Consider the following 14,381-nt stretch of genomic DNA (forward strand, 5'->3'; position numbering starts at 1 on the left):
GGCCGGTTGCCCAATCGGTCTGAGGCGGCTTGATCAGCGCGTTGCGGGATAGCTCACCCGGCGAGATGGCGGGCGATCACCAGGCGCTGGATCTGATTGGTGCCCTCGAAGATCTGCATGACCTTGGCCTCGCGCATGTAGCGCTCCACCGGGAAGTCCTGGGTGTAGCCGTAACCGCCGAAGACCTGCACCGCGTCGGTGGTGACCTTCATGGCGGCATCGGTCGCGACCAGCTTGGCGACACTGGCCTGGCGCGAGTAGGACAGTCCGGCATCGCGGCGGCGGGCGGCGTCGAGGTAGGTGGCGCGGGCGGTGTCGACCGCGGCGGCCATGTCGGCGAGCACGAAGCCGAGGCCCTGGTGGTCGATGATCTTGCGGCCGAACGCCTCTCGTTCCTTGGCGTAGGCGACGGCCTCGTCGAGCGCGCGCTGCGCGACGCCGGTGGCGACGGCGGCGATGCCGAGGCGGCCCGCGTCGAGCGCGCCGAATGCGATCGAAAGACCCTGCCCCTCGTCGCCGATGCGGCGCTCTGCGGGCAGGAAGGCGTCGTCGTACGCGGCGGTGGTGGTGGGGATGCCGCGCAGGCCCATCTTCTCCTCGGGCTTGCCGAAGCTCAGGCCCGCGGTGTCGGCGGGGACCAGGAAGCAGGAGATGCCGCGCGAGCCCTCGCCGGTGCGGGCGAACAGGGTGTAGAAGTCGGCGCGGCCGCCGTTGGTGATCCACGCCTTGGTGCCGTTGAGTTGGTAGCCGCCCTCGACGGGAGTGGCCCGGCAGCGCAGCGCGGCCGCGTCGGAACCGGCATGTGCCTCGGAAAGGCTGTAGGCGCCGATGGTTTCGCCCGACAGCATGCCCGCCAGCCACTGCTGCTTCTGCTCGTCGGTGCCGTAGGTGAACAGCGGATGGCAGGACAGGCCGTGCACGCTCACCGCGACCGCGACGGCGGCCCAGCGGCTCGCCAGTTCCTCCAGCACCTGCAGATACACCTCGTAGGGCTGCGCGCCGCCGCCGAACTCCTCCGGGTACGGCAGGCTCAGCAGCCCGGCCGCGCCGAGCGCGGGGAAGACGCCGTCGGGGAAGACGCCGTCGGGGAAGACGCCGGTCTTCTCGCTCTCGGCGACCCGCGGCTCGAGCACCTTGTCGGCGATGTCGCGGGTCAGTTCGATCAGCTCGCGCGCCTCGTCGGTGGGCAGCATCCGGTCAACAGCCATGCCGACACAGTACGTCCAGCACTGAATTGCGTGCAAGGCAGCACGGAATTTTAAGGCTCTATACTGGGATGATGCCTGCGTTGCCACCGAACAAGCATCAGGAGAAGAGTCTGCGGACGCGGACGCTGCTGCTCGACGCCGCGATCGAGAGCCTTGCCGAGGTCGGCTACGCGGGCGCGTCGATCGCCGACATCACCGCCAGGGCCGGAGTCACCCGCGGCGCGCAGTTGCACCAGTTCCACACCCGTGGCGAACTGTTCGCCCAGACCATCGGCCACCTCACCGAGCGTCAGCGAGAAGCCATGCAGCGCAAGGCGAAAGCCCTGGCCGCCGACACGACGGCGGGTGCGGTGCTGGTGGAACTGGTCACCGCGACATTCGCGGGCCAGCTCGGCCGCGCCTCGGTGGAGCTCTATGTCGGCATCGCCAACGACGCGCCGCTGCGCCGGGAAATGCTGCGCGTCCAGCACGATCTGACCGTCGAGCTGCTCGACCGCTGCGCCGGGCTGATCGACGCCGGCATCGCTCGCGAGCGGCTGGAGAGCGCCTTCTGGCTCACCATCAACCTTGTCCGCGGCGCCACCCTCGACGAAATGGTCGGCCGCGACCGGGTTCGCCGCAAGCAGGTGCTGGCCGACTGGACCGCGCTGGCCGACCTCGCCCTGCGCTGAGGAACCGGGCCTATTATCTGCGCATGAACGCAGATGGCGGACCGGTCCGCGCACCGCTGGCCGAGGACCAGGTGGGACTGGTCGTCGAGGTGTTCCGGATGCTCGCCGACCCCACCCGGGTCCAGGTCCTGTGGGCACTGGCCGATCGTGAATTGTCGGTGAACGATTTGGCCGCGGAGGTCGGCAAGCCGGGCCCGTCGGTATCGCAGCATCTGGCGAAATTGCGCATGGCCCGGCTGGTGCGGACCCGTCGCGAGGGCACCACGATCTACTACAGCCTGGAGAACGACCACGTCCGCAGGCTGGTCGTCGACGCGGTGTACAACGCCGAGCACGCGGGTCCCGGTGTGCCCGCGCATCATCGCGGGCCTGGCGCCGAGCCGCCGCATCGGTAGCAAGAGCGCTGTCGGTGAACACGCTGTTCACCAGGAAATGTTGCACTGGGAAACAATGGCCGCCTTGTCTCTTTTCGGTAGCATCCGGTGTGACGTGGCTCATGCCGCGCGTGGGACTGAAGGAGTTATCGATGCTGAGCACCATGCAGGACGACCAGCTGTCGCTGGCCAAGCTGCTCAACTATGCCGCCACCTTCCAGGGCAATTCGACCGTGTCCACCTGGACCGGCGACGGGGTGCGCACCATGACCTACCGCGAGCTCGGCGCCGACGCCGCTCGGCTGGCCAACGCGCTGCGCGGACTCGGCATCGAAGAGGGCGACCGCGTCGGCACCTTCATGTGGAACAACAACGAGCACATGGTGGCCTACATCGCGGTGCCCGCGATGGGCTCGGTGCTGCACGCGCTCAACATCCGCCTGTTCCCGGAGCAGCTGGTCTTCGTCGCCAACCACGCCGAGGACCAGGTCGTCCTCGTCGACGGCACGCTGGTCCCGCTGTTCGCGCAGTACCTGCCGAACCTGAAGACGGTCAAGCACGTGATCGTCGTCAACGGTGACGCGTCCGCGCTGACCGCTCCCGAAGGCGTGCAGGTGCACTCCTACCGCGAGCTGCTCGACAGCCAGTCCGCCGACTTCGACTTCCCGGTCGTCGACGAGCGTTCCGCTGCCGCGATGTGCTACACCTCCGGCACCACCGGTGACCCGAAGGGTGTCGTCTACTCGCACCGCTCCAACTGGCTGCACGCCATGCAGGTGAATCAGCCCAACGGCATGGGTTTCCAGGGCTCGGACTACGTGCTCGCGATCGTGCCGCTGTTCCACGCCAACGCGTGGGGCCTGCCGTACGCGGCGCTGATGTCGGGCGCGAACATCCTGATGCCGGACCGCTTCCTGCAGCCGGGCCCGCTGCTGGAGATGATGGCCGCCGAGAAGCCGACCTTCGCCGCCGCGGTGCCGACCATCTGGGGCGGCGTGCTGGCCGGCCTGGCCGCGCAGCCGCAGGACATCTCGCACCTGCGCACCGCCGTCGTCGGTGGCTCCGCGGTGCCGCCGTCGATGATGCGCGCGTTCGAGGAGAAGCACGGCGTGCGCATCCTGCACGCGTGGGGCATGACCGAGACCTCCCCGCTGGGCAGCGTCGCGCACGCGCCCGCCGGTGCCGAGGGCGAGGAGGCCTGGGCCTACCGCTACACGCAGGGCCGCTTCCCGGCCAACGTCGAGGCCCGGCTCGTCGGTGACGACGGCAAGGTCGTCCCCAACGACGGCGAGTCGCTCGGCGAGCTCGAGGTCCGCGGCGCCTGGATCACCGGTTCCTACTACTCGCCGACCGGCGCGGAGATCGACCCGGACAAGTTCGACGACGGCTGGCTGCGCACCGGCGACGTCGGCAAGATCAGCCCCGACGGCTACCTGACCCTGGTCGACCGCTCCAAGGACGTCATCAAGTCCGGTGGCGAGTGGATCTCCTCGGTGGATCTGGAGAACGCCGTGATGGGCCACCCGTCCGTCGCCGAGGCCGCCGTGATCGGTGTGCCGGACGAGAAGTGGGACGAGCGCCCGCTGGTCGCGATCGTGCTGACCGAAGGCGCCACCACCGAGGCCGCCGAGCTGCGTGACTTCCTGGCCGACAAGTTCGCCAAGTGGCAGCTGCCCGAGCGCTGGACCTTCATCGCCGAGGTGCCCAAGACTAGTGTCGGCAAGTTCGACAAGAAGCGTCTGCGCGCCCAGTACGCCGAGGGCGAGCTGGAAGTGACGACGCTGGGCTGATCGCCCTGGTCAATGACGGCGGGCGTGGAATTGCTTCCACGCCCGCCGTCTTATTCAGTTGTCTGTTCAGTTGTCGGATTCTGTTGTGCGATGCAGTTGTCGATATTCAGTTGTCGAGGAGAAGCGCTGGTGCTCAACAGTTCCGGAGTTCCGGGCTCTGGTTGAGGAGCTGGGCCCGGGGGCTGATGTAGCGGGTGTAGGTCTCGCCGCCGACCGCCGAGAGCGGGAAGGCCGCGACCCGGTGGCAGTTCTGGAAGGCGAGTTTCACGCCGAAGTGCCGTTCCAGCCCGCCGCGGATGGCGTCGGAGGCCAGTGCGCGCAGCAGCTGGCCGCGGGCCACCTCGTCCGGCGGCGGCACCCGGTTGTCGGCGTATTCCTCGGCGCCTGCCTGCAGCTCACCGGCTACCCGGCTCACCACTTCCCAGGCGTAAGGCAGTGACGTGCGGACGCATTCGACGAATTCTGCGTCATCGATATCGCCCTGTTCGGCGCGCTCGAGCAGTGCTGCGGGAACATCGAGGGACATGGCGCTCTCCTCCTGCTTTGGTGGTGGTCGGCGGATGCGATGCCCCATCGAGTCTAAACGATATTCGTTGTCAACAACCCTGGATTCATTCTGAAAGTGCTTTCCGGAGTGCGTCTTTCGCGTCCGCGTACAGATCGCTGATCAGTTCGCCTGCCGGTAGCTCGGCGGTCAGTGAATGTGCTTGCCCCGCCCACAGATTCACATCGTCGGGGTTGCCGGCAGTGCGTCCCGCGGCGCGCAACGGTGCGGTGGCGTAATGAATTTCGGGGTAGGCGGCGGGCGCGGTCGCGGTGTGCTCGGTGAGGAAACGGTTGCGGATTCCGCGCGCCCGTCGTCCGGTGAAAGCGCGCGTCAGCATGGTCGGTTCCGCGGACCCGATCGCGCCACGGTGCACGGCGTTGGTCCCGGCCTCCGGACAGCGCAGCAGCGCGGTGCCGAGCTGCGCGGCGGCCGCGCCGGCGGCGAGCACGCCTGCCAGGCCCGCGCCGGTGGCGATGCCGCCCGCCGCGACGATCGGGCGGTCGGTGACGGCGGTGAGCAACTGGATCAGGGTCAGCAGGCCGGGCGGGTCGACGGCGTCGTCGGCCGGATCGTCGAGGAAGCTGGCCCGGTGCCCGCCCGCCTCGGCGCCCTGCGCGATCAGGGCGTCGGCGCCCGCGTCGATCGCGATCAGCGCCTCGGCGGGCGAGGTGACCGTCACCCACACCTCCGTGCCGACCGCGTGCAGCCGATCGACCTCGACCGCGGTGGGACAGCCGAAGGTCGTCGACACCACCGCCACCGGGTCGGCCACCAGCAGGTCGAGCTTGTCGGCCCAGCCGTCGGTGTCGTGTTTGGGGGTGCCGAGCGGGAAGTCGGCGCCCAGCTCGGCGAGGTAGGCGGCGTAGATCGCCGGCTCGGCAACCGGGCCGGGCGCGAACAGGTTCATGCCGAACGGGGCGGTGGTCGCGGCCCTGGTCGCCGCGATCTGGTCGGCCATCGCGTCCGCGGCGAGGTAGCCGGCGGCTAATTGGCCGAACCCGCCCGCGTTCGAGACGGCGACCACCAACTCCGGGGTGGACGGGCCGCCTGCCATGGGCGCGGCGACGATGGGGACACGCAAACTCTCGATCACCATCTCCCGAGTCTGTCCCCTCGGCGTCCCGGCAGGGCGCGCCGACGACGCGTGTGACCCGGTCGGCAACGGGATCGTTACTGTGTGACAGGCCTCCCACCTGCGACTTCGGGATCGAAGGTTGCGGAATGGTCACGACCGGGTAGAGTTCCCGTCACAACGGATGCCGAACCGTTACACGCGGTTCGGTAACGGGAACCGCCAACGCGGATTCCGGGCCGGTCGCAAGCCGGTTTCGTTTTCCTTGTTGTCGGACGCTAGGACGAAACTTTGTCGCAGCACCGTGTGGGCCCCGAATCCATCTCCGTCAAGACCCTGCTGGGTGACGGAGGCGCCGGGCGCCCGAGCCGGCACCGCGCCGAACCGTCGCGTACCGATCGGGTGCGGGTCGCCGCCAGCGCCGCGGTCGCCGCGGGCGCCCTGGTCGGCACCGCCGCCTCGATCGCCCCGGCGATCTCCTACGCGGCCCCGCTGCTGCCGACGCACAACGACGACGTCGAGGAATCCGTCGTCTCAGATTCCGCTCGGGAGGCCGCCGAGGTCAGCCTCGTCGCCGCCAAGCAGGTCGCCGCGCCCGCCGCCGATTCGCCGGTGCAGGTCGACGCGGTCGCCGCGCCGATCGCCGCCGTCGCCGCGCCGTTCGGCATCGGCAACCTACCGCCGGAGATCTCCGGCCCGCTCGCCCAGGTCGAGGACATCATCCAGGGCATCCAGCACCAGGTCGCGCCGCCGCAGGCCGCGCGTCCGGTCGCGGGCCCGATCAGCTCCGGCTACGGCGCCCGCTGGGGTGCCATGCACTACGGCGTCGACTTCGCCGATGCGATCGGCGCTCCGATCCACTCCGTGTCCAGCGGCACCGTCGTCGAGGCGGGCCCGGCCTCGGGCTTCGGCCTGTGGGTGCGGGTGCTCCAGGACGACGGCACCACCGCCGTCTACGGCCACGTCAACGAGATGTTCGTGTCCGAGGGCCAGCGGGTCAACGCCGGTGACGTCATCGCGACCGTCGGCAACCGCGGCCAGTCCACCGGCCCGCACCTGCACCTCGAGATCTGGGATCAGGGTGGCGGCAAGATGGATCCCCTGCCTTACCTCGCGTCCAAGGGTGTTCCGATGGAGTGGGGCCCCTCCGCCCACTGAGTGTTCGTGAGTGCGGATTCGTCCGTGAAAGCCTGGTGACGGTGGTTCGGTATGAGCCCCGTCACTTTGCTGTGTGATCCGGCAACACCGCTTGGCGCTGGGCCGATACTCCTCGCGGCCGTAGTACCGGTGGCCCGGGAATTCGGGGCTGGCGGCGCGAAATTCGGGCGGTGAGACGCGCTCGATATGATGGCTCGATCTGCACGGGGCGGCCGTTCGCGCGTCCAGGCTCGATGAGAGGTGAATGAACCCGAATGGAAACTGCCCGCCGTTCTGCCCGCGGTAACCGCCGTCGCCGGTCGAGCAGTCCGACATTCGGGCAGTTGCTGACCGGGGCGGTCGAGTCGGCCGCCGACGCTGTCGCCCTCCGGTTCAACCCCACCGGCGACCCCGCCGACCAGCGTGAGCTCACCTACCGCGCGCTCGACGAGGAGTCCTCGCGCCTGGCCAGGGAGCTGATCGCCCGCGGCGTCGGTCCCGGCGACATCGTCGCCGTCGCGATCACCCGCTCGATCGAATCGGTGCTCAGCGTCTGGGCGGTGGCGAAGTCGGGCGCGGCCTACGTGCCGATCGACCCGGCGTACCCGGCCGAGCGCATCGCTCACATCGTCACCGACTCGCGCGCCGTGCTCGGCGTGACCACCGCCGCGCACCGGCCCGGCCTCGGCCACTCGACGACCTGGCTCGAACTCGACGACCCCGCGGTGGCGGCGGCCGTCGCCGCGCAGCCGGGGCACGCCATCTCCTACAGCGACCGGGTGCGCACGCTCGACGAGCGCCACCCGGCCTACGTCATCTACACCTCCGGTTCCACCGGTCTGCCCAAGGGCGTCGTGGTGACCCAGGCGGGCCTGTCGACGATGGCCGCGGTGGGCGGGCAGTACCGGGTCACCGCCGAGTCGCGGGTCACCCACCTGAGCTCGCCCAGCTTCGACTTCTCCCTGATGGAGATGCTGTTCACCTTCACCGCGGGCGCGACCCTGGTCGTCGTCCCGCCGACCGTGTTCGGTGGTGACGAACTCGCCGATCTCGTTCGCCGCGAACAGGTCTCGCACCTGCTGATCACGCCCGGCGCGCTCGAGTCGGTGGACTCCACCGCGGTCGACAGCGTGCGCGTCGTCGTCACCGGTGGTGACAAGCTCGGCCCCGAACTGGTGGATCGCTGGGCGACCGCCGACCGCGCGGTGTTCAACGCCTACGGCCCCACCGAGGCCACCGTCATGGTGACCACCGGGGAGATGACCGCGGGCGAGCCGGTGACGCTGGGTTCGGTGATCCCCGGCGTCGCGGCATTCGTGCTCGACGCGCGCCTGCGCCCGGTCCCCGCCGGCGTGGTCGGCGAGCTGTACCTGGCCGGTCCCGCGCTGGCGCAGGGCTATCTCGACCGCCCCGCGCTGACCACCGAACGCTTCGTGGCCAACCCCTTCGGCGCCGACGCGGGCGCGCCGGGCGGACGGTTGTACCGCACCGGTGACCTGGTGCGCCGCAACACCTCCGGTGCGTTCGAGTACCTCGGGCGCTCGGACTTCCAGGTCAAGATCCGCGGCCTGCGCATCGAGCTCGGCGAGATCGACAACGCGCTCACCACGCACGCCGACGTCGACTTCGCGGCCACCCTCGGCCGCACCCTGACCAACGGCGTGACCTCGCTGGTCGCCTACGTGCTGCCCCGCGCAGGCGCCGCGGTAACCCCGGCTGACCTGGCCCACCACCTCTCGGGCCTGCTGCCCGCGTACATGGTGCCCGCGGCGATCATGCTGCTCGACGAGATCCCGCTGACCCCCGTCGGCAAGCTCGATCGAAAAGCCTTGCCGGAGCCCACCTTCACCGCCCGCGAGTTCCGCGCGCCGAGCACGCCGATCGAGGAGATCGTCGCGCAGGTGTTCGCGGCGCTGCTGGTGCCCGGCGACGACGACAAGCACCGGGTCGGCGCCGACGACGACTTCTTCGAGCTCGGCGGCAATTCGCTGCTGGCCGCCCAGGCCGTGGCCAGGATCGGCACCGCGCTCGACGCCAGGGTGCCCGTGCAGCTGGTGTTCGAAGCGTCGACGGTGTCGGCGCTGGCCGCCAGGGTCGAGTCGCATGTGGGCGCGGGCACCGGCAACCCGCTGACCGCGCAGGACCGGCCCGAGCAGATACCGCTGTCGTACGCGCAGCAGCGGATGTGGTTCCTGAACCGTTTCGATCCGGCCAGCGGCGCCAACAACATTCCGCTGCCGGTCCGGCTGTCCGGCACGCTCGATCTGGCCGCGATGCGTTCCGCGGTGACCGACCTGGTCTCCCGGCACGAGGTGCTGCGCACGATCTACCCGGAGGTCGACGGCGACGCCGTGCAGCTGGTGCTGCCGGTGAGCGATCCGCGCGCGGTCCCGCTGCTGGAGGTGGTCGACGCGACGGCGGAGCAGCTGCCGCAGCTGATCGCCGAGCAGGCCGTTGCCGGGTTCGATGTCGCGGTCGCGCCGCCGGTGCGGGTGCGGTTGTTCCGCCTCGGCGCCGACGAACACGTGCTGCTGTGCGTGGTGCACCACATCGCCGCCGACGGCTTCTCGATGGCGCCGCTGACCCGCGACCTGATCGCCGCCTACTCCGACCGGCTGCGCGGCCACGCGCCGCACTGGCACCAGCTGCCGGTGCAGTACGCCGACTTCACCCTCTGGCAGCGGGCGACGCTCGGCGCCGAATCCGACCCGGATTCGCTCCTGGCGCAGCAGATCTCCTTCTGGCGTGACGAATTGTCCGGGCTGCCCGAGCAATTGGACCTGCCCGCCGACCGCCCGCGTCCCGCGGCGATGACCAACCGCGGCGCGAGCTACGACTTCCGGATCGACGCCGAGGTGCACGCCGCGCTGGATCGGCTGTCCCGCGAACACAATTCGACGCTGTTCATGGTGGTGCACGCCGCGCTGGCCGTGCTGCTGGCGCGCCTGTCGGGCACCACCGACATCGCCGTCGGTACCCCCGTCGCAGGCCGCGGCGAAGCGGTGCTCGACGACGTGATCGGCATGTTCGTCAACACCCTGGTGCTGCGCACCGAGGTGGACCCCGCGCTCAGCTTCGACGAGTTGCTCGGCACGGTCCGCGGCACCGACGTGGCCGCCTTCGGCCATGCCGACGTGCCGTTCGAGCGGCTGGTCGAGCTGCTCGATCCCGCCAGGTCGATGGCCAGGCACCCGCTGTTCCAGGTGATGCTCACCTTCCAGAACCTGGCGGGCACCGAGCTGCAACTGCCGGGTCTGAACGTCTCGGGCGTCGATCTGGCCGTGCCGTTCGCGAAGTTCGATCTCGAACTCACCCTGGTTCCGCTGGAGACCGACGGCGTGGCGAGCGGAGTGTCGGCGGCGTTCACCTACGCCACCGACCTGTTCGACGAGGCCACCGTCGCCGGTTTCGCCGACCGCCTGGTGCGGCTGCTGTCGGAGGTGGTGGCCGATCCAGCCCGCCCGGTCGGTGCGATCGAGCTGCTGGAGCCGGTCGAGCGCACGCGAATCCTGGAGCGGTGGAACGACACCCGGCACGAGCTCGCGCCCGCGCTGCTGCTCGACGGCTACCGTGCCGCGGTCGCCGCGCATCCCGATGCGGTCGCGCTGTCGTACGAGGGCGCCGAGCTGACCTACCGCGAGTTCGACGAGCGGGTGAACCGGCTGGCCCGGCTGCTGGTGCAGCGCGGGGTCGGCGCGGAGTCGCTGGTCGGCCTGGCCGTGCGCCGGTCGCTGGACCTCGTCGTCGGGATGTACGCGATCGTCACCGCGGGTGGCGCGTATGTGCCGCTGGATCCGGATCATCCGGCCGAACGGATCGCCCACATCCTCGATACCGCGCAGCCGGTGTGCGTGCTCACCACCACCGCCGACGCGGTCGAAGTGCCTGCCGCTACGCCGGTGATCACGATGGATACCGTTGCGCTGGAAGGTTTCTCGGGTGCGCCGCTGAGCGCTTCCGAGCTGATCCGTCCGGTGCTGCCGCAGCACCCGGCCTACGTCATCTTCACCTCGGGTTCCACCGGCCGCCCGAAGGGTGTCGCGGTGTCGCATCAGGCGATCGACAACCAGATCGCGTGGATGCTCGCCGAGTACCCGCTCGGCCCCGGCGATGTGTACCTGCAGAAGACAGCGACCACGTTCGACGTGTCGCTGTGGGGTTACTTCATGCCGCTGCGCAGCGGCGCGAAGCTGGTCGTCGCCACTCACGACGGGCACCGCGACCCGGCCTATATCGCCGAAACCATTGCGGCGCAGGGCGTCACGATGACCGACTTCGTGCCGTCGATGCTGACCGTGTTCGCTGCGCACACCACCCCGGGCGCCATCCCCACCCTGCGCGACGTGTTCGCCATCGGTGAGGCGCTGCCGCCGGAGACGGTCGAGGCGTTGCGTGCCGTCTCACCGGCGCAGGTGCACAACCTCTACGGCCCGACCGAGGCCGCCGTGTCGGTGACCTACTGGCCCGCGGGCGAGACCGACCGTGGCTCGGTGCCGATCGGTGTGCCGCAGTGGAACACCCAGGTGTACGTGCTGGATTCGCGGTTGCGTCCGGTGCCGTCCGGCGTCGTCGGCGAGCTGTACCTGGCGGGCGATCAGCTCGCCCGCGGGTACGTCGCCAGGCCCGACCTCACCTCGGATCGCTTCGTGGCCAACCCCTTCGCGCCCGGGGAGCGGATGTACCGCACCGGTGACCTGGTGGTGTGGCGCACACCCACCGCCGACACCCACGTTATGGAATACCTGGGCCGCACCGACTTCCAGGTGAAGTTCCGTGGCCAGCGCATCGAGCTCGGCGAGATCGAGACCGCGCTGCTAGCCCAGCCCGCCGTGAGTCAGGCCGTCGCGATCGTGGCCGATTCGCCCGCCGGTGAGCAGCTGGTCGCCTATGTGGTGCCCAAGCCGGGCGAGCAGATCGAGCAGGCGCCGCTGCTCGCCGCCATCGGTGAGTCGTTGCCCGCGTACATGATTCCGGCCGCGCTGGTCGCGCTGGAGGCGTTCCCGCTCAACCCCAGCGGCAAGCTCGACCGCAAGGCGCTGCCCGCGCCGACCTTCACCGCGGGTGAGTTCCGCGCGCCCGCCACCCCGACCGAGGAGATCGTGGCGGGCGTCTACGCCGAGCTGCTCGGGATGGCTCGCGTCGGCGCCGACGACGACTACTTCGCCCTCGGCGGCAACTCGCTGATGGCCACCCGGGCCATCGCCAGGATCAACGAGGCGCTCGACGCCGACGTCACCATTCGCGACCTGTTCGAAGCGCCGACGGTGGCCGCGCTGGCCGCGCGCGTCGGCGCGGCGGGCGGTGTGGCCGCACGGCCCGCGCTGGTCGCGGGGGAGCGGCCGGAGCGGATTCCGCTGTCGCTGGCCCAGCAGCGCATGTGGGTGCTCAACCAGCTCGACCCGGCCTCGGGCTCCTACAACATCCCGTTCGCCATCCGGCTGACCGGCGCGCTCGATGTGGCCGCGCTCGGTGCCGCGGTGCTCGACGTGCTCGACAGGCACGAATCGCTGCGTACCCGCTTCCCGGCCGCGGTCGAGGGCGCTCCGGCCCAGGAGATCGTGCCGGTGGCCGAGGTGCTGCCGAACGGACTCGAGGTCGAGACCACCACCGACGTGGTGGCACGGGCCGCCGAACTGGCCGGCGCCGGATTCGATGTGACTCGCGAGGTGCCGGTGCGGGCGCGGTTGCTCACCGACGGGTCGAGCGCCGACTGGCTGCTGGTCTTCGTGGTGCACCACATCTCCGCCGACGGCGCGTCGCTGGCCCCGCTGGCGCGTGACCTGATGACGGCCTACGTCTCGCGCACCGGGCAGCAGGCCCCGGCCTGGACGCCGCTCGCGGTGCAGTACGCCGACTTCGCGCTGTGGCAGCGCGCGGTCGTCGGCGCGGACGACGAGCCCGGCTCGGTCGCCGCCGCACAGCTCGACTACTGGCAGACCCAGCTGGCAGGTGTTCCGCCGCTGCTCGAGCTGCCGCAGGACCGGCCGCGTCCCGCGGTGCCGACCCTGCGTGGTGCGACCACCGAGCTGCGACTGCCCGCCGAGGTGCACGCGCAGCTGAACCATATTGCGCGCGAGCACAAGTCGTCGCTGTTCATGGTCGTGCACGCGGCACTGGCCGTGCTGCTGGCCCGGCTGTCGGGCACCACCGACATCGCCATCGGCACCGCCGTCGCGGGTCGTGGCGAGCGGGCGCTCGACGAGCTGGTCGGCATGTTCGTCAACACGCTGACCCTGCGTACGGCCCTCGATCCGGCCGGATCGTTCGACGAGGCCGTCGACCTGGCCCGCGAGACCGATCTCGGCGCCTTCGCCAACGCCGACCTGCCGTTCGAGCGGGTCGTCGAGGTGGTCGCGCCGGGCAAGGGCAGCGCGCACAACCCGCTGTTCCAGGTGGCGCTGACCTTCAGCAACAACGAAGCGGCCGCGCTCGAACTGCCCGGCCTCACCGTGACCGCGCTGGAGACCGCGGTGGCCGCCAAGTTCGACCTGCAGGTCGACGTCGAACCCCGGTTCACCGCCGAGGGCGCGCCGGACGAGCTGGTCACCCTGTTCAACTACGCCACCGACCTGTTCGACGAGTCGACCGTTCGCACCATCGGCGAGCGCTTCGCCCGCATCCTGGCCGCGGTGGCCGCCGACCCGCAGATCCGCGTCGGCGACATCGACATTCTGGACGAGCAGGAACGGGCCCGGCTGCTCGCAGGGGCCGCGCAGGCGCCCGTGCCGACCAGCCCGTCGGGCGGCACCACGCTGGCGCAGGCCTTCACCGCGGCGGCCGAGGACGATCCGGACGGCCCCGCGCTGGTCTGGGGCGAGGATTCGCTGACCTACGAACAGCTCGACCACCGCTCCTCGCGGCTGGCCAGGCTGCTGATCGGCCGCGGCTTCGGCCCGGGCGCCGGTGTGGCCGTCGACCTTCCGCGCGGCGTCGACTGGGCGGTGGCGGTCTGGGCGGTGCTCAAGGCAGGCGCCGCGGTGCTGCCGGTGTCGGGCGCGCTGCCCGTCGAACCGGCGGCCAAGATCGGTATCACCGCCGGCACCGCTCCCGAGTGCGATTTCGAGTGGATCGTCCTCGACGATCCGGCGATCCGGACGGAACTGTCGACGCAGTCGGCCCGCCCGGTGACCTACGCCGACCGCACCAGGGCCCTGCGCGGCGGCGACCCGGCGTTCGTCGGTTCGGACGGTGTCCGCAGCTACGACGAACTGGCCACGGCCGGTGCGCAGGTCCGCACCGGCACCGAGCTGACCTTCGAGGCGCGGACCTTCGGCACCAGCGCGGCGGACAGCTTCGCCGCGCTGGTCGAGCCGGTGGCCGCCGGTGTGGCGGGCGCGTCGATGGTGCTTGTCCCCGATGCCGAGGACGGCTTGTCGACGGCGCTCGCCGAGGAATGGGTGAGTCACCTGTTCGGTGATCGGGCCGGGATCGAGGCGGTCGACACCGCCGGTCTCGACGATCTGCAGGCGCTGATCGCCGACGATGCCGCGCCGGGTAACACCGGTCCGGCCGAGGTCGTGCTGGTGCTGGGGGACCTGCGTACCCCGGTCGCCTGAACCATGACCGGGGGCAGCGGCGCAAC

General features: G+C 70.5%; 8 protein-coding genes. 5 read left to right on the forward strand and 3 right to left on the reverse strand.

Features of this window, described 5'->3' with window-relative positions:
* Positions 1-53: 53 nt before the first annotated feature.
* Positions 54-1,208 (reverse strand): acyl-CoA dehydrogenase family protein, encoded by a 1,155-nt coding sequence (locus IEY60_RS19585; protein WP_189030332.1) that lies wholly within the window; start codon positions 1,206-1,208, stop codon positions 54-56.
* A 71-nt stretch (positions 1,209-1,279) separates the two neighbouring features.
* Here IEY60_RS19585 and IEY60_RS19590 point away from each other — a divergent pair, with 71 nt between their 5' ends.
* The 3 genes from IEY60_RS19590 to IEY60_RS19600 all read left to right on the forward strand — a co-directional run bounded on the left by IEY60_RS19590 (position 1,280) and on the right by IEY60_RS19600 (position 4,043).
* Entirely contained in the window at positions 1,280-1,879 is a 600-nt protein-coding gene (locus IEY60_RS19590) for a TetR family transcriptional regulator (protein WP_189030335.1), read from the forward strand.
* Positions 1,880-1,902: 23 nt separating this feature from the next.
* Positions 1,903-2,274 (forward strand): ArsR/SmtB family transcription factor, encoded by a 372-nt coding sequence (locus IEY60_RS19595; protein ID WP_189030337.1) that lies wholly within the window; start codon positions 1,903-1,905, stop codon positions 2,272-2,274.
* Positions 2,275-2,405: 131 nt separating this feature from the next.
* Positions 2,406-4,043 (forward strand): long-chain fatty acid--CoA ligase, encoded by a 1,638-nt coding sequence (locus IEY60_RS19600; RefSeq protein ID WP_189030339.1) that lies wholly within the window; start codon positions 2,406-2,408, stop codon positions 4,041-4,043.
* 133 nt (positions 4,044-4,176) lie between these two features.
* On the opposite strand, the gene IEY60_RS19605 is transcribed toward IEY60_RS19600, so the two are convergent.
* Positions 4,177-4,569 carry an SCO5389 family protein gene (locus tag IEY60_RS19605; RefSeq protein ID WP_189030341.1) on the reverse strand — a complete coding sequence of 131 codons (393 nt, stop codon included), beginning with the start codon at positions 4,567-4,569 and terminating at the stop codon, positions 4,177-4,179.
* Between the two features lie 85 nt (positions 4,570-4,654).
* Entirely contained in the window at positions 4,655-5,686 is a 1,032-nt protein-coding gene (locus IEY60_RS19610; RefSeq protein WP_189030350.1) for a nitronate monooxygenase, read from the reverse strand.
* 267 nt (positions 5,687-5,953) lie between these two features.
* On the opposite strand from IEY60_RS19610, the gene IEY60_RS19615 reads away from it, so the two are divergent.
* Together IEY60_RS19615 and IEY60_RS19620 are read left to right on the forward strand one after the other, a co-directional pair.
* Positions 5,954-6,820, forward strand: coding sequence for a M23 family metallopeptidase (locus IEY60_RS19615; RefSeq protein WP_229739964.1), 867 nt, complete (start codon positions 5,954-5,956; stop codon positions 6,818-6,820).
* Between the two features lie 254 nt (positions 6,821-7,074).
* On the forward strand, positions 7,075-14,355 hold the full coding sequence (locus tag IEY60_RS19620; protein WP_189030352.1) for a non-ribosomal peptide synthetase: 7,281 nt from the start codon (positions 7,075-7,077) through the stop codon (positions 14,353-14,355).
* Positions 14,356-14,381: the final 26 nt, after the last annotated feature.

The sequence above is a fragment of the Nocardia rhizosphaerihabitans genome (assembly GCF_014646295.1).
GTDB lineage: Bacteria > Actinomycetota > Actinomycetes > Mycobacteriales > Mycobacteriaceae > Nocardia > Nocardia rhizosphaerihabitans.

Bases quoted from the DNA above. Each gene is read 5' to 3' on its own strand.
- IEY60_RS19585 (WP_189030332.1), bottom strand. From the start codon at position 1,208: ATGGCTGTTGACCGGATGCTGCCCACCGACGAGGCGCGCGAGCTGATC.
- IEY60_RS19590 (WP_189030335.1), top strand. From the start codon at position 1,280: ATGCCTGCGTTGCCACCGAACAAGCATCAGGAGAAGAGTCTGCGGACG.
- IEY60_RS19595 (WP_189030337.1), top strand. From the start codon at position 1,903: ATGAACGCAGATGGCGGACCGGTCCGCGCACCGCTGGCCGAGGACCAG.
- IEY60_RS19600 (WP_189030339.1), top strand. From the start codon at position 2,406: ATGCTGAGCACCATGCAGGACGACCAGCTGTCGCTGGCCAAGCTGCTC.
- IEY60_RS19605 (WP_189030341.1), bottom strand. From the start codon at position 4,569: ATGTCCCTCGATGTTCCCGCAGCACTGCTCGAGCGCGCCGAACAGGGC.
- IEY60_RS19610 (WP_189030350.1), bottom strand. From the start codon at position 5,686: ATGGTGATCGAGAGTTTGCGTGTCCCCATCGTCGCCGCGCCCATGGCA.
- IEY60_RS19620 (WP_189030352.1), top strand. From the start codon at position 7,075: ATGGAAACTGCCCGCCGTTCTGCCCGCGGTAACCGCCGTCGCCGGTCG.